Raw genomic sequence first — 18131 nt, 5'->3', positions numbered from 1 at the left:
GTCAGCCTTTCTTTATATTTACGAGCATCTCTTTGAGCTCGCGGATTGCTTCGTGGATTTCCTTGCCGATCCGCTTTTTGGCGGCAGCCGTACCGATTGTTCCGGCAGCCTGGGCGGCCTGAAGTTCGCGCACGACATCCATGACCTCGCTCATGAGATCGATCGCATCCGTCTCGGTAACGGGGCGGGCATCGTGGGGGTGGTCATCATCAATGGTCAGCTTGAAGCCGAGGGCTCGTGCCATGGCGCCGACGATGACGGGGCTTTTCGCGCGGCGATCCGACTCGATGGCGACATCGATCGGGATCAGCGCTTCACCATTCTCATCATTGAAGCTGGCGTACTTGGAGAGCGTCGAGACGTTGACGCGTGTCAGCAGCGGAAAATCGGTTACGCCGCCGCCCAGCTTGTAGCTGGCGTCTGTCGCGCCTTTCAGGCTGCGGATTTCTTCTTCGGAAATAGTGCGCACGAAAACACCCCTGAAAACGCGTCAAGGAAAGAAAAACGGAAAAGGATTCGGTGAAGCCCGCGCAGGCGCGGCCTATTCGTTGCCCATCAGATCAACCGCAGCCCCGCCACATGAGCGGCGGCAGAAGCTGGAGAGACAACGATGACGACAACGAAAGAAAAAGGCCGCCGGAGCCGGGAGGAGAGGTATCACGGCGGGTGCGCAGAGGGGAAAGGAGTAACCCTCGCGCAACAGGAAAGGCGATCCGGACGGAAGGGTCCGCAGGTATGGAAAACCTCTTCCGTCCGGCATCCCGTGCGCGCTCTGCCAGGAAAACGCCGGGATTGGTTGCAGCGGCAGGATTCGAACCTGCGACATCGTGGGTATGAACCACGCGGGATGACCGCTTCCCTACGCTGCGGAAAAAATGGAGCGCCATCATTCTGCGGCCTCCTGAGAAATTCGAAAGAAATCATCGGGCGAAAGCTCGATACCCTGCGACCGTGCGTGGGCAAGCAAAACGAAAGCATCGGCCTGCGGGATGATGCCGCCAGTACCGCCGCGCTCCTTTGGATACATCCAACGATAGACCCGAGATATGTGCTTGCCGGTTACGGCAGACACTTTCTCGATGCCAATTTTGGCGATCACAGACTTCGCTGGCTCTAGATGGTTTTCGCTCATATCGCGATCTTTGCGATTATCGCGATTTAATGTCAATCTATTTGTTGCGATTATCGCGATAGATTTTTTTGCGAAATACGCGAAAGTCTGCCCTATGCAAGATCCTCAGTACGAAATTAAGAACTGGCTCGACCAGAAGCTCAAGAATTCTCCGCGCGGAACGGCCAGCGAATTGGCAGAGACGATCGGCGTCTCCTCGACGATGCTGAGCAGGATGAAGCCAAACACTAAAGAGCCGCGGAAAATCAGCCTCCAAGAGATAGAAGGTATCGCCAGGTTCTTTCAGGAGCTTCCACCCGGCTATGAGGAAATGGCCAGCTGGCTCAACCCATCGAACGATCTTCCAACGCAGCCTTCAGCGCCACGACCGAAACCAAACGCAAGCTTCCCCCCTCGCTGGCAAGCCTTTCCTGGCGACGTCTCCATTCCTCTAAGGGGCCAGATTTCTGCGGGTCCGAACGGGCGCTTCATCATGAACGGCCAAGACATTGCGCGGGTTTTTTGTCCGCCTGGCTTGGAAGGCGTCGAAGGGGCTTACGCGGTTCAAATACAAGGAACTTCAGGCGAGCCGCGTTTCTATCATGGCGAGACAGCGTGGGCTAATCCCCATGCCCGCTACCGCAAAGGCGACGACGTAATCGTTCAGATCCTTGGTGATTTCGAAGATGACGAAGTGTCGAGCTACATTAAGCGGTTCGAGAGCCAAAGCGGCGACGTTTTGCGTCTTTATCAGTACAATCCAGGATCTGGTGAAACACACGAATTGGAATTCCCGACAGACAAAGTCTTCAGCATTCACAAGGTCGTATTTCACGCGCTGCTGTGAATAGAGTATTCGGCGCGCCACGTCGGCCGGATCGTCAAATTCCTAAATGCCGGAATTGTTTTTGGGCACTCGCTGCACCTGATCTTCCGGCATAATTGCGTGTAGTTATGCACCCCAAGCTCGCTCGCTTTTCGCAGGTTATCCAGACCAAGAATCCGAGAATGGCCGCAGTCGTCGCAGGCCACATAGAGGTTGGAAAGCTCCACAATTAATCGCATCGCATCCGGGTGATCGATTGGCGGCCGCTTCATTTCCTCGCCCCTTGTTCTTGTTTCGTTCACGCTAAAAAAGCATCTTCGCACAAAAGAGTCGAGTCGGTTTTTGCTGATTCGGTTTTGCGATCTGCGCACCGCTGTCGCGGCCCATCGCAACAATAATCGCGATAATCGCGAAAATACTTCTTGACTTATTTTGCGATTATCGCGAAATTCCGTCCATCCGAGCAAACCACATGGCTTGGAAAAGACCGGACGGCACCCTACCCCCTCGCCTCGATGCCGTCCGGTCTCCCTTTCAACGGACGGAGACCGACATGAACGTCAGTGCGATGAACGACAATGAAAAGATCGATGCCATGGCCGCCGCGATGCGCCGCTTTGGCGAAGGCTGCACCCGTGAACAGCTGAACCTTTACTTCCCCAACGCAGATATCGACCGCCTCCAAGAGAAGGCACGCATGAAGGCGAACGACGACGCGCTTCTTGAAGCCGCCTGACGCCACGTCCGGTTTCGGTGTCCGTCTCTCCCCCGCGAGGCGGCATCCGAAACGGATGGAGGCAGCTTTGATCCATATTTCCCCAATGATCCCGCAGACCCGCCATGACCTCGGCACCTTCCGCAAAGAAGCCGCCGTTCCCTATGGCCGCTTTTTCCTCGCCTGCGTCACAGCCGTGCTTCTGCTCGGTTGCCTTGGCGGCGTGGCTCTCTGCGCCACCCGTCTCTCCGAAATCGAACGCATGCACGCCGCTGCGGCACGCGTCTGACCACGTCCAGCCCAAACCAAAAAGGACCAACCCATGACAACGACTGCCGAACCACAGACAATCAGCATTCACAATCCAAGCCCCAGCGCGCCGATCCTGATCGCTACCGGCCCGACCTCGATCTCCATCAAGGCCGGTTCGCTGGTCGAGATCGGTGACCGCACGTATTCCTATGACCGCGAAACGGCGATTGCGCTCGATGAGCTGGTTCCCGGTCGCGATTATGCTGTCGGCATCAATGCCATGGGCGATCTGTTTGCCACCGTCGCCAACGACAACCCCCTGAAAGCGGATTTCTTTGCCGGTTTCCACTTCGCTCCCGGCGGCAATGCGACTGAACGCAAGGGCGGCGACAGCAATCCCGCCATCAACCCGCATTCGCTCTGGGATATCGAGTATCGCCCCGCCTGCCCCGATCCTCGCGGCATGGTGCGCGTCATTGCCGGAAACATCGTCTGGGTCGATATCTATCTTCTCGGCGTCGATCACGCCGTGCACGGCACCAGCCGCCTTGGTGTGACGCCAGCCACCGGCAGCACACTGGACTTGCTCGATTACAAGACCGCGAAATCCATCCTTGAAGGTCACGGCAAGCGCCTGCTGACCTATGACGAGTTCCGCACCGCCGCCCACGGCGTGACTGAACGCTCCAGCGCCGACAATCGCCCACGTACAACCGGCCTCGATGCCGCCCGCACCAGCCTATACGGCCTCATGCAGGCGACCGGCAATCTCTGGGTCTGGGGAACAGACGGCGACATCGACGATCCGCGTCCGTCCCTCTTTGGCGGCTCCTGGTTCAGCGGCGGGGACGCCGGCTCCCGGTGCGCGAACTTGGGCTACGGGCCCGGGCTCTCGGTCGGGAGCATCGGGGCGCGCGGCGCGAGCGACCACCTGACGCCTGCCTGACGCGCGCGAAAGCGCGGGTCTCTTTCCTCCTCTCAATCAGGATTCTTATGATGACAGCAACAGCCGAAAATACCCTTGGCGGCATTTCCATCCAGCGTGTTGGACCCGTGGCATCTGCCCCGGTGCTTGCAAAATCCGGTCGTCTCGACCTTATCATCAAGGCGGGCACCATGATCACTACCAGTGAGCGCCCCCATTTCTTCGACAAAGATACTCCCGTCCTGTTCGACGAGCTTGTGCCGGGCCGTGATTATGGCGTCGGCATCGACGATGACGGGTTTCCGGTCGCCGAACTGCTGGACAGCAAGCCCACAGCAGAGAAGTTTTTCGGCGGCTTTCATTTTGCACCGGGCGGCAATGCGGGTTCCCGTGACGGTGGCGACAGCACGCCTGCAATCAACCCTTATTCCATCTGGGATATCGGCTTCCGCCCCGCCTGCGCAGATCCGCGCGGCATGGCGCTGGTCGAGACCTTGGGCGGAAAACTGTTCTGGGCGGATATCTATCTTCTGGACGCCGACCACCACGAACAGGGCGCCAGCCGCGCCAGGGCGATCATCGCCGACGGCCGCGACTTGCCGATGAAGTTGGGCGGCCAGAGCCGATACAGGAAGCTCGACTATGCGACGGCGGTGGAAATCTACGCAGGTCACGGCAAGCGCCTTCTCGGCGCGGAAGAATTCTTCGCCGCCGCCTATGGCGTGAAGGAACGCGCCTCCCGTGACAGCGAGCCGACCGTGACGGGCGCGCTTGATGAGAACGCCATCAACTTCATCAGCAAGTGGGGCCTGTTCGATATCACCGGCACCATGTGGCAGTGGGGCACGGACGGCGATCCGGATAACCCGCGTCCGTCCATCTTTGGCGGCTCCTGGCTCAGCGGCGAGGACGCCGGCTCCCGGTACGCGGACTTGGGCTACTGGCCCGAGTTCTCGTTCGAGGACTTCGGGGCGCGCGGCGCGAGCGACCACCTGAACCATGCCTGACACGCGCGGAAGCGCGGGTCCCCTGAAACGGATGATCGCCAGCCATGACACGAGATGAATATGTAAATCCGCAGGATCTGGCGATCGTCGAGAAATTCGAGAAAGCCGTATCCTACCTCTATCCGATCTTCCAGAAATGCCCTCGCAGCCATGGCGTGCTGCGGGACCGGCTGATCGGATTGTTGTTTGACCAGGTCGGTTTTCTTTATCAGGCAGCGAAGTCGAAACAGGCCTCAAAGCTCTACGCAGCAGACGCCAACCTGGCAACGCTGCGCTTCTGGTTGCGCTTTGCCTCCGATCCGAAACTGAAATTCCTTTCCCATCACCAGCACAAGGTGGCACTGCGCCACATCGCTGAAACGGGATCGATGCTCGGCGGGTGGATCAGATCGGCAAAAGGCAACGGGCGGTCGGGGTCATGATGCTGTTGCGTCCGTCCATCTTTGGCGGCTCCTGGATCAACGGCGAGAACGCCGGCTCCCGGTACGCGAACTTGGACTACTGGCCCGAGAACTCGAACGAGAACATCGGGGCGCGCGGCGCGAGCGACGATCCATTCACGACTCGGCGCGAGCCACGGCCACGCCGGTCATCTTCCACGGTCGGCACGGCGGTTTACGCCCAGCTGACAGGGTGGTCGGCCCGATCGTCCGGCTTCGGCGAACACATGACAGGGTCCGGTAAAGCGGGGAGTAGCGGCAACGCCGTCGAAACCCGCGACCGGCAATCCGGAGCGATTATCATGGGAAAGAAATACCGCAACCTTATCGGAAAGATCACGGCAGACGCCAACATGCGTCACGCCTTCAGGCGCACCACCCTTGGCAAGCGCCTGACGACGGGCTTTCTGGAGTTCAATGAGTTCTCGATCCTCAATCTGGAGGATCTGTCGCAGGCCATGCGCGACGGCACATATCGTCCCGGCCAGCCGCATAATTTCAAGATCTTCGATCCGAAGGAGCGGATGATATCGGCTCTGCCATTTGAGGACCGCGTGGCGCAGCATGCATTGTGTGCCGTCATCGAGCCGATATTTCAGGCGACGCTGTTGCCGCGCACCTTTGCCTGCCGTCCGGGCAAGGGAACACATGCAGCTGCAACGGCATTGCAGGCCGATATGCGGCGGCTGACGCACGACGCAGAACCGCTCTATATCCTCAAGACGGATTTTTCCCGCTACTTCGCCAGCATCGAGCACGGCGCGCTGTGGCGGTTGATAGAAGCGAAGATTTCTTGCCGCGCCACGCTGCGCCTGATTGAGACCATGCTGCCGCGTGATGGCATCGGCCTGCCGATCGGCAACCTACTGTCGCAGATCTTCGCCAACATTTACGGCGGCGTGGTGGACCGGCACCTGCAACAGGAACTCGGCGAGCGCTACTGGTATCGCTACATGGACGATATCGTGGTTCTCGGGCAATCGTCGGAGCATCTGCGCAAGGTCCGCGCCTCGATCGAGGAGCTGTCACGCGAGCGGCTGGGCCTCAGGTTCTCCAAATGGAGCATCCAACCCGTCAGCCGTGGCGCTAACTTCGTCGGTTACCGCATCTGGCCCACCCACAAGCTGCTGCGCCGTGACAGTGTTGCGCGGGCAAAGCGCAAAATCCGCGCCTATCGTGCCGGCGGCGAGCACCAGCGGCTGGAGAAATTCCTTGCCGCGTGGGTCGGTCACGCCAAGTGGGCGGACAGCCGCAATCTTCTCAAATCCCTCAATGTCCACGAAAGGAGTGTCCATCATGCGGCACACCGATAAGCGCGGCGGCAGCAAATTGCCGTCACCCGTCATGCTGGCACGCTGCGTTCAGCGCGGCATGGGCCGGAACCAGATCGCAGACCACTACGGCGCTAGCTTCAGCCGCGTCACGACGCGATGCAAGGAGCTTGGCCTGGTCGCGCCGATCAACGGCAACACCTGGCAACAGGCAAGGTTTGATTTCACCACCGTCGTCATCCGCCGCTTCGGCAGCAGCATCACACTGCCCTGCCCCAGCATGTACGCGAAAATTCTGGAGAGCCGCCAATGCAGGTAAATCAGGAAATCACGATCAATTTTTCAGATGATCACAATGACGAGCGTATCGCCGCATGGCTCAAGAAGCATTGTCTTCACCCTGCGATTGTTTCTGATCTGACTTTCAATGCGAAGGTACAGGTCGAAATCGGCGACCTGGACGAAGACGACATCATCGACGCCTACGATCAGCTGCATAAGCTCGACGACAGCGACCTTTATCATGTCGGCGAGGCATACCGGCGTATGGCAGAAGGCAACGTTGATGAGGCGATGGAAATCCTGTCGCGTCACTTTGATCTTGCCCCCCCCTCCCACGAACGTGGGATTGCCGACCTCCTCACCGGAAAACGGAGCTGAGGGCGACATGAGTAAAGATCCTATCCATTTCCGCGCTCATCGGTCCGAGCTTCTGGTGGCCTTGTCGGCGGTGACCGAAGCCGTTCCGGCCAAGGACAACATTCCGATCCTCGAAAACGTGCTGCTGCAGCCAGATGGCGAACGCCTCCTGCTGCGCGGCACCAACCTTGATCTTGAAATCGGGACGCGCTGCGAGCTGCTGGAGGCAGCGGCCGGCGAAGGCCTGACCATAGCAGCCGATGAGTTCTACCGGATCGTAAAGAACATGCCGGAGTCGGCAGAGATCACAGTCAAGCCAGGACAGTTCCCCGGTCAGGTCACAGTGAGTGGCGGACGTTCGCGTTTCAACCTGCATACCCTGCCCGCTTCCGATTTTCCATCCATCGGAGCAGATCGGCCGCCATTGGCGTTTGCGGTGCAGGCCAGCGTTCTGACGGATGCATTGGGTCGCGTCGCCTATGCAATGAACACGACGATGAAGGATAGACCCTATCTGTCCGGAACCTTCGTCGAAGGGCTGGAGAGCGGCAAGCTTGCAATATGCGCCACTGATGGCTTGAAGATGGCCGTATCGCGGATCTCGCCCAGCGAGTTGAATGCATTCGAGCCGCCAATCATCCCGATCAAGACGGTTCAGGCAATCCGCAAGCTGTTCGGCCACAGCAAGGCCGCTTGCTCATTCTTCATCAATGACCGGAAGATTGTCGTCGAGTGCGAGGATATCACCCTTGTTTCAAAACTGATTGACGGCCAGTTTCCGGATTACCACCGCATCATTCCCGCGCGCAGCAATGTCTTCCTGCGCGCCGATCGCTCCACTGTCAGCAAGGCGATTACCCGCGTGAGCGTCATTGCCGGCGACATCAGTAAGTCTTCCGTCCGCCTCGATATCCAGCAAGGCTTGATGCAGATCGAGCTGGTGGCGCGGGACGGCCAGAACGCGTCCGAGCCGGTCGATATCGAATTCGACGGCGACAGCCACCTGAGGGGTTTCAATCCGACATACGTCAACGAAACCCTGTCCAGCATTTCCACCACATCTTTTTGTCTCCACGGCACGGACCCCGGCGCGCCGGGACATTTCACGCCAGATGGCGACGCCGACGAAGATTACATCGTCATGCCTATGAGGGTTTCCTGATGACAGAACAGTCTGCACCTATCCATCGCATCATCGGCCCGACCATTCTTCTCGGATCCGGCACCTATTTCGACTTCGACAACCCGGAAGGATCCGAGTTGACGATTGAGGATGTGGCCTATGGTCTCGCCTTTCAGTCGCGCTTCTCCGGCCAGTGTGTCAGTCGCCGCACAGGCAAGCGGGTTTATTACTCCGTTGCCCAGCACTGCATCATCATGGCTGGTTACGCTGAGCCGGGAAGCAAGATGGCGGCGCTGATGCACGAGGTTGGCGAGGCGACCTGTGGCGACATGAGTTCGCCTCTGAAATCCAAATGCCCTGACTACAAGGCAGTTGAGAAGCGCTGCGAGGCTGCTGGCCTTTCCCTCTTCAGGGTTAAGACACCTTCCCATAATTACATCAAGCATCTGGATCTATGCATGCTGGCGACAGAGCAGCGTGACCTGATGCCAAGCAATGGTGAGACGTGGGGAACGGTCGAGGGCCGCAGACCATTTGAGGCCGAAATCTTCCCTTGGGAAGATCCGCACGGCGCTGCCGAGGCCTTCCTTGAAACATATCATCACTTGCGGAGGAGCGGCCAGTGACGAAATCTCATTTGCATCGCAGGAAAGCCGCACGTCGAACCGGTTTTGAAGAAGGAAAACTTCAGGCTCAAAAAGAGCTTGGGGTTAGATGGCTTCCGATTTCCCAGGCCGATCGCTCGATAACCGACGTTCAGGATTTTTCAGAGGTCGGCGTGATGCTCAGGCTCTCCGAGCGCTACTGGGTGCGGGATGAAGATGGCCGGATTTACGAGGCCGTCTGGACTGATGACAAGAATGGATACTGGTGGGATCTGGAAGGCGAAAGCCCAGTCGATCCTGTTGAGTTCATGCCTCATCCACAGGACAAGCGTTTCTCGGGCTCTGCGGGAGCAGTTGGCTGCACAGAAAAATTATACGAAGGTGACGAGATTGCGTCTCTGCGGGATAGACTAAACGAAACGGCCAGAGAACGAGACCACTTTTACAACCAGTTCCGCACGGCTTGGGCTGCTCTGACGCCTCAAAGCGAAAATGAAAAGCGGGGCTTTGAGCGCGTTTTGGCAATCCTGCACAGCAAGCAAAAGGATGCCGTCGAAGAAGGGAATGGCTTCGGTCCGAATTGGAGCGCCCGAAATAAAGCATTCAAAGAATGCGCTGAAATGCTACGCCTCGCCCTCTCCGCACAAGTGCAGGACGTGGTTGGGAGCCCCGCGATAAAGGCCATCGCAGCCGAGCGCGCCCGCCAGATTGAAAAAGAAGGCTGGTCTCCCGAGCATGACGACAAATATACGAACGGCGAACTGCTGGAAGCTGCGGCTTGCTACGCCCTTCATAATAGCGGCGAACTAGATGACGCACCAGGCGCATGGCCTTGGTCTCGCGATTTCTGGAAGCCAACCAGCCGTCAACGCGATCTTGAGAAGGCTGGGGCGCTCATCGCTGCGGAACTAGACCGCGTTATGCGCGCCGCAGCACCCGCAAAGCAGGAGGGTGGCCTGTGAGCGACCTATTGACGACGCGACGCGCCATCTTCTCCGATTGCGGTCTTTATCGCTACCTGCTTGAACACGACTACGGTCGATCCGGCCCCGTCATTTCGCTTGGCATGGTCAATCCATCTGATGCGGACGAGGAGAAGAATGATTCCACAATGACGAAGGTGGATGGCTTTGCGTTTCGCCTCGGCGTCAGCAAGGTCATTGTCTGGAATTTGTGCGCGCTCGTAAACAAGGATGTGAAGGCATTGGCCCGCGCCGCTGATCCGGTTGGACCAGAGAATGACGCGCATATCGCGAGGGCGATACAGGGTGCGGATATTCACATCGTGGCATGGGGTCCGGCGGCCAAGCTGCCAAAGGCTCTTCGCACGAGATGGCGCTCGGTCGTCGGTGTTCTGGATCAGGCTGGAGCGAAGCCGATGTGCTGGGGTACAGCGAATGACGGCCAACCTCGTCATCCGTTGATGGTGGCCTACGCTACGCCTCTAATTCCTTGGAGTGCGCCATGACGATTTTGAAGGCGTACGCGGTACTCGAAAAATACGAGATGACCGGCGATATCTATTTCGCTGAAAAATCGATCTATGCTGCCAAGTGGGGCGCGAATGAGTACGCCGAGGGCGAGCTCGGCGGCGTGCAGTGCCGGCGTGCACCATGGGCCGACCAATATGCAGCAACAGGCGTTCCAGCCAAGGTAGCCGTAGAATATGGGTGGCACTTCGAATGCGTTGGTTGTGGCATTACCGTCGATTCCGACCTGCCCTATGAACACAGACTGCCGGTCAACGGCATCTGCGGCAAGGTCAGCGGTGCTGTCTACTGCTCACCCCGGTGCAAATGGAAAAAGATGCGACACGACTTGCGCCGAAAGGCCCAGGAGCTGTCAGCGATCGAGGATTTCAAGCGCATCGTCGCAGGCCGGTTCCCGGACGTTGAATTCGTCGAGGATAAGGAAGCGTCTCGCGGACATCACGCCTATGTCACAGAGGGCGAGAACGGGGGTTGGCATCGAGGGCAGGTTATCATTGCCTTCAATTTTCCCGGCATGAAGATCGGGCCGGCTCATTTTCGGATGGATCAGCTCCATAAGATCGGGCCGCCCGAGGCGGGCTATACCTGCTGTAATGGCGATGCGAACGCATTCATGGCGTATGCGGCGCAGCACCCAAAGCGGAGGCTTTCTAGATGAATACCTCCGGAAGAACGGAGCGGGTTACGGCCTGCCCACTGCCATCAATCCTTGGCCTCAACCGGGAACAGGCCGCCGCCTATATCGGCGTCTCAGTATCCCTATTTGACGAAATGGTGGCTGATGGCAGAATGCCGAAACCCAAGCGAGCCAATAGCCGCAATATCTGGGACCGGCGGTCGCTGGAAAAAGCATTCGCGAGGCTTCCGGGTGGCGAGGATGATGATAACGAGGAGTGGGATTTCGCGTAAATGCCGAAAAAATTCAGCAAAAAGTACGTCGTCGAGGACAACACCGACGGCGTTCTTCGTTTTTACTTTCGCCGCAAGGGCCAGAAAAAAATAAGGCTGCCAGGCGTACCGGGCAGCGATGAGTTCAATGCCGCCTACTATGACGCACTGAACGGGAAAATGAAGGAAGACAGGACCGGCCCCAAGCTCTCCGTAAAAGGAACGCTGCGCTGGCTGTGCGAGCAATATTTCCAGAGCGCCGAATACAAGCAGCTCGACAAGCGAACACAATATGTTCGCAAACTGATCATTGAAAGCATCTGGGCCGAACCGATCAAGCCAGAATCATCAAAGCTTTTCGAAGATGTCCCTCTGTCGTCGTTCAACGCCAAGGCCGTGCGCGTTCTGAGGGACAGGAAAGCAGACGTGCCGGAGTCGGCCAACGGACGCCTGAAGGCGCTACGCGCTGTTTTTAACTGGGCGATTATGCCAGCCGTCGAGATCTGCGCCACCAACCCGGCCCGCGACATACCCTATTTCAAGACGGGATCGGAGGGTTTCCATTCATGGACGCCGGAGGAGGTCGAGCAGTTCGAGGCGCGTCACCCGATCGGCACAAAGGCCTATCTGGCGCTGACCTTGATGCTATACACCAGCCAGCGCCGCAGCGATATTATTCTGTTTGGAAAGCAGCACATCAGTAAGGGCTGGCTGCGCTTCACCCAGTTTAAGGGCAGGAATAGCAAGCCTCGGAAACTGGAGATGCCCATCCATCCACATTTGCAGAAGGCGATCGACGCCGGACCGTGCGGGGAAATGACGCTTCTGGTTACCGAATTCAAAAAGCCGTTCACGTCTAATGGCTTTGGTAACTGGTTCAGGAAGCGGTGTAACGAGGCAGACTTGACGCATTGCAGCGCCCACGGCCTGCGTAAGGCAGCGGCCGCGCGGCTCGCCGATCGCGGCGCGAGCGAACACCAGATCATGTCCATAACCGGACATACAACCTCGAAGGAGGTCACGCGTTACACTAGGGCAGCACGTCAGAAGGTGCTTGCAAAGAGCGCCGTGGAGTTGATGCAGGACACGGTCGAGCCTGAAGAAGAATGATCGAAACAGGAACAAAAGTGTCCAGCTTTTCGGGGTGATGTTTAAACTCTGGTCAAACAGAGGAGAAAAACACAATAAAAACAATGCTGGAAAATTGTAATGGTGCCCGGAGGCGGATTTGAACCACCGACACGCGGATTTTCAATCCCCGCGTGAAGCGCCAAAAACAAAGCCTTACGAAAAAATTTCCGTCAAACCCGCGTTTGAAAGTCAATCACTTAGCGGCGACTTGTCAAACTCATTGCGAGCCATTGAGCCCCGCGTTCGCGAGGCAGCCATGTGGCTTTGCCGCAATCCTTTGGTCTCTCATCCAGTCGTCACAATCCGCCGACGCTTCGCCCTGACGGTCATGGAAGCCGCCGAGGCGGCGAAGCTTGCTCATTCGCTCTCAAAGCCGGGAGCGAGTGAATGACGGAATACAGGCCATCATCCGCGCTGCTTCGCAGTCGTATCGTTTCCCGCTCCGCTCGATCCCATGACGATTATTTCGCCAACGGTAAGGCCACCAGACCCGCAACAAAGGCTTACGAGAAGCAGACGGCCAGCGGGGCGGCAGAGAGCGTCGTCAAGAAAGCTCGGCGTCAGCGCATGTCAACCGACAAGAGCCGTGAGCGGCGCGCCAGAAAGCGCCGGATAAGCGGGCCGTCCAATATGCCGCCCGAGATCCGGGAACACTATTCCGCCGGCGAGGGCGCGGCGCTGGCCGTCATTGCCGAAGAATGTAAGCGGCACGGCAACCGCTGCGAAATGTGCCTGGATGAAATCGCCAGCATAGCCGGTGTGAGCCGTACAACCGTTCAGAACGCGCTTCGCAAGGGAGGCTCGAAGGAACTCGGGCATATTTCCGTGAAGGAGCGGCGCCGCCAGTTTGGAAAGAGCCTGACGAACGTCATCAAGGTGATTTCCTTTAGCTGGATGAAGTGGCTTGCCATGAAGATAGGGTTCAAAAAATTACGCACTTCATGGACTCAAGTTAAAACCTCTCTCTTTGAGAACGACAAACCGGAAAAAACGGCTTTTGAGAGGGAGTATGAGGGCCACCCTTGCCACCCATCGAACCGGAATGACCAGCCTGATGAGCCGAGAGACAAACCCACAACTCGGGGATGGGGGTGGAAAGGCTCAACCGCCTCGGCGGCGTACGGCTGAAATCGGGATACCGGGAACCGATGGGCGATATCGATCAGAAAACAGTGAAAAAGCTCGGGAAGCTGTTGCCGATGCTATCCAGCAACCATGCCGGCGAAGTGGTAGCGGCGGTTTCGGCCATTGGGCGAACCCTTTGCGGCGCTGGTTTGGGATGGCACGATCTCACCGCCGCGCTGACAAAGCCGCCTGCAACGGTAGAGGTCATCGTGTATCGCGAGCGTGTCGTGGTTCAGGAAAAGATCGTCTATCGCGACCCGCCAGAGCCAGAGCCGTGTCCTGCTGAAAGCCAGCATCCAACGCGTGATGAGGTCATAGGCGATGCTCGACGCCTGTTGCTGGAAGGCGGCGGATTGACGGACAAGCAGCGAGACTTTGTCGAAAACGTTCTGGCGTTAGCAAAGGCTTCGAAGGGCAAGTTCCACCTGAGCGATAAGCAATGGCAATGGTTTCGCACGCTCTGTCATCTTCACCTCGAAAAGGAGGGTGAGGACGATGGCGAAGTGTGACCGAAAAGGCCACCGACCCAACCCCCTGGGTGTAGGGACCGTACCCGGATTTGACCCTCTGCGGGGCGGGACGACCCCGGAAAAGCGCCAGTCAAACAGGTCGAAAAATTGGGTTGTCAGGGTTGTCAGGGTTGACGCTTGGTTAACGCCTGCGGTTAACGCAAACGCATTGGTTGCAGCCGGAAACGGCGGGTGCGTTTCGGTAGCTGAATTGCCGCTGCGGCCTGAAAATGGAACACCTGTTCCAAATCGCTTTCGCGGTTTCGGGGGCGTCTTCCATGGCTGACAAGAAGCGCTCAACCGATCCCGCCTTGCAGGCTATCTTCGATCTCGTGGAACACCTCATGGGTGGCCGGCGCATCCCGGAGCGAAGCCGTATCCTCCTGATGGAGGCGCTCAATGCCAGCATCGCCAGCGGTTTCAAAACCTCGCTGTATGCCGAGCTTGGCCTCAAGACATGGGGCGGGACATCGCCGGTTCGCAAGCTTGAACTGGGCCGGCGCGACCGCCGCTTGCTTGGCCTATGGGCCGCCGTGCCGGAATGGTCGAAGCTGCCGCCGCCAGCCGCCGCGAAAATGATGGCGGCATCTGCGAAGCGCTACCAGTCGGACAGATGGCCCCGCGAAAGCAAATCTTTCGACGCACCTGCTGCCGAGCCTGCAGCCACCTGGTGGAAAATCCTCCGCTCCGGCGATTGCATCCCCGGCGAACGGCGGCTGGCTCAAATTCTTCATTCCGGAAATTCAAGTGCGTTTTGAATTTCCGAACATGCGTGACAGCGTGACGACCAAAGGAGACCGACGAATGACTTCATCACCCACGATAGACCCCGGCAGGCTTGAGGTTATCCGTGCGCAGCGCGACGCCATTTTTTCGAGTTGCAACGATCTCTCGGAAAAAATCCGCGATATGGCCGCCGCGAAAGGTCGCCTCCAAGCCGATATCGCCCGCATGTTGCACGATGCTTCCCAGAACATCCTGCGGATCGACGGCGACGAGTTGGCGCGGAAAAAGCAGGCGCTTGAGGCTCAAATACGGCAGATCGACGCGAAGATAACCCAGATGAGAGCGGAGCTTGAGCCGCTCAGTGAGCGCCGCCAGTCGATCGGAGAGCTTTTCACCAACTGCGCGAATTTCATGGGAGTTGATCCATATGGCCGATAAACCGGCAAACGCACTGGCTGGCGTACGCTCCGTTTTCGCAGCGTTCTCGCAAGGCCTCGAGAACATCAGGTCACAGGTCGAAGACCTGAAGGCGGAGCGCGATGCGATTGAGCGCATGCCAGTCGATGAAGCGACGGCGCATCGCCGCGCCGAAATGTGGGTTTCCAGCGCCGTCACCCATGCGATGGAGCGCGCCCCCAGCCCGTCGCGCTTCGCAACCGATCCCGGCCGCTGGCGCTTGCCCGGTTTTGACGTGTTGGCGGACGCGCTGGTTGCCTATCAGGGTGACGTTCTGGCGAGCGCCATGAAGCAGGAAATATCGGAAATCTATCAGAGCGAAAAAGGCCTGACGGACGCGGAGCGCGCCAAGCGGCTTGCCGACCTGGATCAATCCTTGTTGAACGCCGAGCTTTCGGAAGAAGCACTCATTCGCGAGGCGGAAACATCCGGCATTACGGTCAATCGCCGCGCCGACGCCGACCCCCGTGCAGTTCTCGCCCATCAGGACGCGCTGCCATGACGGTCATCACCTTCACGCCGAGACGGACATACCTCGACGAATGCCGCGCTCGTGGCGTTCGACAGGAGGCGGCAGAGCGGAGTTCGGAACTGGATCGCCTGCTCGCCGTCCTGAGTGACCAGCGACGGGACCGCAGCGCCTGCGTTGTCGATCTGGCGGCCAGACACCCCGGAGCGGCCGAACTGTCGTCTGCCGTCGATGTCGCGTTAGAGCGGTTCCGGTTTCGGTGCGAAGGGATTTTGAAGGCTTTCGAGGCCGCCAGTCTCGGCGCTGAAAGCGTACCGTTCCTCCGCCACATTCTCTTTCAAACCACACTTGGGCCGGAGGCGTCACGGTCTCTGTTCTCAAAAATGGGCGCTAACACAAAGGATCAACAGGATGCCTGAAGCTGAAAAGAAAGGCCGCGACAAGCTACGCAAGATTGTCGCCAACCATCATCGCAACACGGAAAAAAGCAGCGATGAAACGCAGCCGAAAAAAACCGCCAAGCTGACATCGCTCGTCAGCAAGGCTGTTTCTCGGCGGGGTTGACTATCATGGCTGGCGCCGATCAGGGCGGCAAGCCGCAAAAGGAAAACAGGTGGAAACGGCGGCGGATATCGGCAAGCGCGCCCGCTGCGCTGGCTTCCGACTTTACCTCGCCGTTCGCCAGCAACGGAAAAAAAGCATCGCCGTCGATCTCGGCTCCCTCGGTTTCTCCTTCTCCTGAGGGGGCAATGAGAGGTCCCGGTGTAGGAGCGCCAAGGGCGGACGACCTTGGCGCTCCACTCTCTATCGCTTCTCCTGTACCGGACTATCCCTCGATGACGGGATCTGCGCATGGTTCGGATCGTCTACGGTCTGGTACCAGTTCAGGCGGTCGCCATGAGCGATGACACCCCGGATAATCTTTTCATGTGGTCAGCAGAGCAAATCGCTGCCCGTGACAGTGTGACGAAACAGGCCGTCTCGAAGACGATACAGGCCGTCCTCGCCGTGATGAAAGGTGTTCCGGTTGATCGCGACGGACGCGGCCGGGTGCTTCGGATATCTCTTGCCCATTACGATCATCACCGCGAGCGGTTCATGAACCCCGCCAAGATGGCAGCGCCGCCGGCCGAGAAAACGTTTCAGAGTGACAGTTTTGAAGAAGCCAAGCGACAGGCGGAATGGATGCGTGTCAGCCGCGATAAAATCCGGCTCGACGAGGAAGTGTCATCCCTCGTTCGTCAGGACAAATTGAATGAAGCCGTGCGTTCGGTTGAGCACGAGATCAGCCTAATAGTCGATCGTCTGCCTAACCGCGCCGATGAACTGGCGTCGATCGTCGCCAAGGAAGGCGTGCACGGCGTTCGGGTTGCGCTGCGCAAGATCGCTCACGACCTCTGCAACGACATTGCTGATCGGATGGAAGCCATGGCCTCCCAGGCTCCGGAACACGATCCTCTCATCGACCAAGCAACGAAGGAAATACTTCAATGAAATATTACCCGCCCTACGGATCGACTGATCCTGATGCATCTTACGTCGACAAGGATATACCTGGTGCTGTTCGCGGCTCCGCGGTTCCCGCTAAGGCCATCGAAAAGCCGCAGCGCGAGCTTGTGGACCTCTTGGTTAAGTCCGGTCTCGTACCTGCTGATGGGCTGCAGTTATCCCAGGCTGTGCAGGCCGGCAAGGTGAACTTTGCTGCCACTGCCGGGACTGGCAACGCGATTGTCGCAACTCTTAATCCAGCTCCACCCAGCCTGTTTCTCGGACTGATCGTCATGGTCAAGATCTCGAACGTCAATACCGGTCCAGCGACGATAAACCTCAATGGCCTTGGAGTAAGGCCGATAAAGACGGCCTCTGGCGACGATGTCGTGGCCGGCGATCTTAAGATGAACTCTATCATCGAGTTCGGATATGACGGCACCAACTGGCGCATGCTTGTGACCAGTCCTCAAAGCGTCGCCACTCGCGCACTTGCTAGCGGGGCTTACAATCTAGCGACAGGTGCAATTCCCAACTCGATCGACAATCTGACACTTCTCGCTTCGGCGTTGGTTGAGGACTATGACAACTCAGGCTCGCTGTCTGGCGGGATATTCACCGTACCATATGACGGAGTCGCTCACATGTCGATTTCGGCGTACCAGGAGGCCGCCCTTGCCTCTGCGGTCGGCCTTGGGGTCTTCAATAATGGAGCGTTGGTCGACAGTACCCTTTCCAACGGCAACCCCGGATTGGATCGGACAATGCGCACCATCTACACCCGCGTATTCAGGGTAGCTAAAAACGATCGTTTGCAGTTTGGTATTGCATGTCGGAACGCCGCGCTCACGGGCGGTTCCCCGCCGATGACCGGTACTGCAACAATCATGATTATTTGAGGAATGGAGCAGCTGGCAAGGGTATGAGAGACGCCG

Annotated in this window: 29 protein-coding genes and 1 tRNA gene; 27 read left to right on the top strand and 3 right to left on the bottom strand. The window is 58.2% G+C overall.

Going from position 1 to position 18131, the window contains the following annotated elements; genetic code table 11:
• Position 1 precedes the first annotated feature (1 nt).
• The 3 genes from CFBP5499_RS01030 to CFBP5499_RS01020 form a co-directional block, all read right to left on the bottom strand.
• Positions 2-469, bottom strand: coding sequence for a phage regulatory CII family protein (locus CFBP5499_RS01030; protein WP_080826434.1), 468 nt, complete (start codon positions 467-469; stop codon positions 2-4).
• A gap of 324 nt (positions 470-793) precedes the next feature.
• Positions 794-869, bottom strand: a tRNA-Met gene (locus CFBP5499_RS01025).
• Between the two features lie 17 nt (positions 870-886).
• Positions 887-1132, bottom strand: coding sequence for a hypothetical protein (locus tag CFBP5499_RS01020; protein WP_080826436.1), 246 nt, complete (start codon positions 1130-1132; stop codon positions 887-889).
• Positions 1133-1226: 94 nt separating this feature from the next.
• Here CFBP5499_RS01020 and CFBP5499_RS01015 point away from each other — a divergent pair, with 94 nt between their 5' ends.
• The 27 genes from CFBP5499_RS01015 (at position 1227) to CFBP5499_RS00895 (ending at position 18095) form a co-directional block, all read left to right on the top strand.
• Positions 1227-1958, top strand: a complete 732-nt coding sequence (locus tag CFBP5499_RS01015; RefSeq protein WP_080826438.1) for a S24 family peptidase — start codon at positions 1227-1229, stop codon at positions 1956-1958.
• A gap of 532 nt (positions 1959-2490) precedes the next feature.
• Positions 2491-2673, top strand: coding sequence for a hypothetical protein (locus tag CFBP5499_RS01005; protein ID WP_080826441.1), 183 nt, complete (start codon positions 2491-2493; stop codon positions 2671-2673).
• Positions 2674-2740: 67 nt separating this feature from the next.
• Positions 2741-2941 (top strand): hypothetical protein, encoded by a 201-nt coding sequence (locus tag CFBP5499_RS01000; protein WP_130932482.1) that lies wholly within the window; start codon positions 2741-2743, stop codon positions 2939-2941.
• A 33-nt stretch (positions 2942-2974) separates the two neighbouring features.
• The gene (locus tag CFBP5499_RS00995; RefSeq protein ID WP_080826444.1) at positions 2975-3850 is read left to right on the top strand and encodes a hypothetical protein; all 876 of its coding nucleotides are present in this window, start codon (positions 2975-2977) and stop codon (positions 3848-3850) included.
• 50 nt (positions 3851-3900) lie between these two features.
• Entirely contained in the window at positions 3901-4836 is a 936-nt protein-coding gene (locus CFBP5499_RS00990; RefSeq protein ID WP_130932483.1) for a hypothetical protein, read from the top strand.
• Between the two features lie 44 nt (positions 4837-4880).
• Complete coding sequence (avd, locus tag CFBP5499_RS00985; RefSeq protein ID WP_080826448.1) at positions 4881-5258, top strand: diversity-generating retroelement protein Avd; 378 nt, start codon at positions 4881-4883, stop codon at positions 5256-5258.
• Positions 5255-6589 carry a reverse transcriptase/maturase family protein gene (locus CFBP5499_RS00980; RefSeq protein ID WP_080826450.1) on the top strand — a complete coding sequence of 445 codons (1335 nt, stop codon included), beginning with the start codon at positions 5255-5257 and terminating at the stop codon, positions 6587-6589. Before avd ends, CFBP5499_RS00980 begins: the two co-directional genes overlap by 4 nt.
• Positions 6573-6866, top strand: a complete 294-nt coding sequence (locus tag CFBP5499_RS00975) for a hypothetical protein (RefSeq protein WP_080826452.1) — start codon at positions 6573-6575, stop codon at positions 6864-6866. The genes CFBP5499_RS00980 and CFBP5499_RS00975 overlap by 17 nt, the downstream gene beginning before the upstream one ends.
• The gene (locus CFBP5499_RS29830) at positions 6857-7207 is read left to right on the top strand and encodes a hypothetical protein (protein ID WP_175416573.1); all 351 of its coding nucleotides are present in this window, start codon (positions 6857-6859) and stop codon (positions 7205-7207) included. Before CFBP5499_RS00975 ends, CFBP5499_RS29830 begins: the two co-directional genes overlap by 10 nt.
• The gene (dnaN, locus tag CFBP5499_RS00970) at positions 7113-8348 is read left to right on the top strand and encodes a DNA polymerase III subunit beta (protein ID WP_175416572.1); all 1236 of its coding nucleotides are present in this window, start codon (positions 7113-7115) and stop codon (positions 8346-8348) included. Before CFBP5499_RS29830 ends, dnaN begins: the two co-directional genes overlap by 95 nt.
• A complete protein-coding gene (locus CFBP5499_RS00965) occupies positions 8348-8935 on the top strand; it encodes a hypothetical protein (RefSeq protein WP_080826457.1) in 588 nt (195 codons plus the stop codon). Before dnaN ends, CFBP5499_RS00965 begins: the two co-directional genes overlap by 1 nt.
• Positions 8932-9876: a hypothetical protein gene (locus tag CFBP5499_RS00960; protein WP_080826460.1), complete on the top strand. Its 945-nt coding sequence runs from the start codon at positions 8932-8934 to the stop codon at positions 9874-9876. The genes CFBP5499_RS00965 and CFBP5499_RS00960 overlap by 4 nt, the downstream gene beginning before the upstream one ends.
• Positions 9873-10382 (top strand): DUF1643 domain-containing protein, encoded by a 510-nt coding sequence (locus CFBP5499_RS00955; protein WP_080826463.1) that lies wholly within the window; start codon positions 9873-9875, stop codon positions 10380-10382. Before CFBP5499_RS00960 ends, CFBP5499_RS00955 begins: the two co-directional genes overlap by 4 nt.
• Positions 10379-11062 (top strand): hypothetical protein, encoded by a 684-nt coding sequence (locus CFBP5499_RS00950; RefSeq protein WP_080826466.1) that lies wholly within the window; start codon positions 10379-10381, stop codon positions 11060-11062. The genes CFBP5499_RS00955 and CFBP5499_RS00950 overlap by 4 nt, the downstream gene beginning before the upstream one ends.
• A complete protein-coding gene (locus CFBP5499_RS00945) occupies positions 11059-11313 on the top strand; it encodes a helix-turn-helix transcriptional regulator (protein WP_080826469.1) in 255 nt (84 codons plus the stop codon). The genes CFBP5499_RS00950 and CFBP5499_RS00945 overlap by 4 nt, the downstream gene beginning before the upstream one ends.
• On the top strand, positions 11314-12402 hold the full coding sequence (locus tag CFBP5499_RS00940) for a site-specific integrase (protein ID WP_137081329.1): 1089 nt from the start codon (positions 11314-11316) through the stop codon (positions 12400-12402).
• A 118-nt stretch (positions 12403-12520) separates the two neighbouring features.
• Positions 12521-12814: a hypothetical protein gene (locus CFBP5499_RS00935; protein ID WP_130932484.1), complete on the top strand. Its 294-nt coding sequence runs from the start codon at positions 12521-12523 to the stop codon at positions 12812-12814.
• A complete protein-coding gene (locus CFBP5499_RS00930; protein WP_080826471.1) occupies positions 12811-13551 on the top strand; it encodes a hypothetical protein in 741 nt (246 codons plus the stop codon). Before CFBP5499_RS00935 ends, CFBP5499_RS00930 begins: the two co-directional genes overlap by 4 nt.
• A gap of 20 nt (positions 13552-13571) precedes the next feature.
• Positions 13572-14057 carry a hypothetical protein gene (locus CFBP5499_RS00925; protein ID WP_080826474.1) on the top strand — a complete coding sequence of 162 codons (486 nt, stop codon included), beginning with the start codon at positions 13572-13574 and terminating at the stop codon, positions 14055-14057.
• Positions 14058-14335: 278 nt separating this feature from the next.
• Entirely contained in the window at positions 14336-14815 is a 480-nt protein-coding gene (locus CFBP5499_RS00920) for a hypothetical protein (protein WP_130932485.1), read from the top strand.
• Complete coding sequence (locus CFBP5499_RS00915; protein ID WP_137081327.1) at positions 14805-15221, top strand: hypothetical protein; 417 nt, start codon at positions 14805-14807, stop codon at positions 15219-15221. The genes CFBP5499_RS00920 and CFBP5499_RS00915 overlap by 11 nt, the downstream gene beginning before the upstream one ends.
• Positions 15211-15741, top strand: a complete 531-nt coding sequence (locus CFBP5499_RS00910) for a hypothetical protein (RefSeq protein WP_080826485.1) — start codon at positions 15211-15213, stop codon at positions 15739-15741. Before CFBP5499_RS00915 ends, CFBP5499_RS00910 begins: the two co-directional genes overlap by 11 nt.
• On the top strand, positions 15738-16127 hold the full coding sequence (locus CFBP5499_RS00905; RefSeq protein WP_080826487.1) for a hypothetical protein: 390 nt from the start codon (positions 15738-15740) through the stop codon (positions 16125-16127). The genes CFBP5499_RS00910 and CFBP5499_RS00905 overlap by 4 nt, the downstream gene beginning before the upstream one ends.
• Complete coding sequence (locus CFBP5499_RS29825) at positions 16120-16272, top strand: hypothetical protein (protein ID WP_158523279.1); 153 nt, start codon at positions 16120-16122, stop codon at positions 16270-16272. Before CFBP5499_RS00905 ends, CFBP5499_RS29825 begins: the two co-directional genes overlap by 8 nt.
• Before the next feature lie 49 nt (positions 16273-16321).
• The gene (locus tag CFBP5499_RS30755; RefSeq protein ID WP_256387180.1) at positions 16322-16450 is read left to right on the top strand and encodes a hypothetical protein; all 129 of its coding nucleotides are present in this window, start codon (positions 16322-16324) and stop codon (positions 16448-16450) included.
• Between the two features lie 110 nt (positions 16451-16560).
• On the top strand, positions 16561-17202 hold the full coding sequence (locus CFBP5499_RS00900) for a hypothetical protein (protein ID WP_233284533.1): 642 nt from the start codon (positions 16561-16563) through the stop codon (positions 17200-17202).
• The gene (locus tag CFBP5499_RS00895) at positions 17199-18095 is read left to right on the top strand and encodes a hypothetical protein (RefSeq protein WP_080826490.1); all 897 of its coding nucleotides are present in this window, start codon (positions 17199-17201) and stop codon (positions 18093-18095) included. Before CFBP5499_RS00900 ends, CFBP5499_RS00895 begins: the two co-directional genes overlap by 4 nt.
• The last annotated feature ends 36 nt before the right edge of the window (positions 18096-18131 follow it).

The sequence above is a fragment of the Agrobacterium tumefaciens genome (assembly GCF_005221325.1).
Classification (GTDB): Bacteria; Pseudomonadota; Alphaproteobacteria; order Rhizobiales; family Rhizobiaceae; genus Agrobacterium.
Note: the sequence above shows the minus strand (reverse complement) of the source record. Positions and strands in the feature narration are given on the sequence as shown.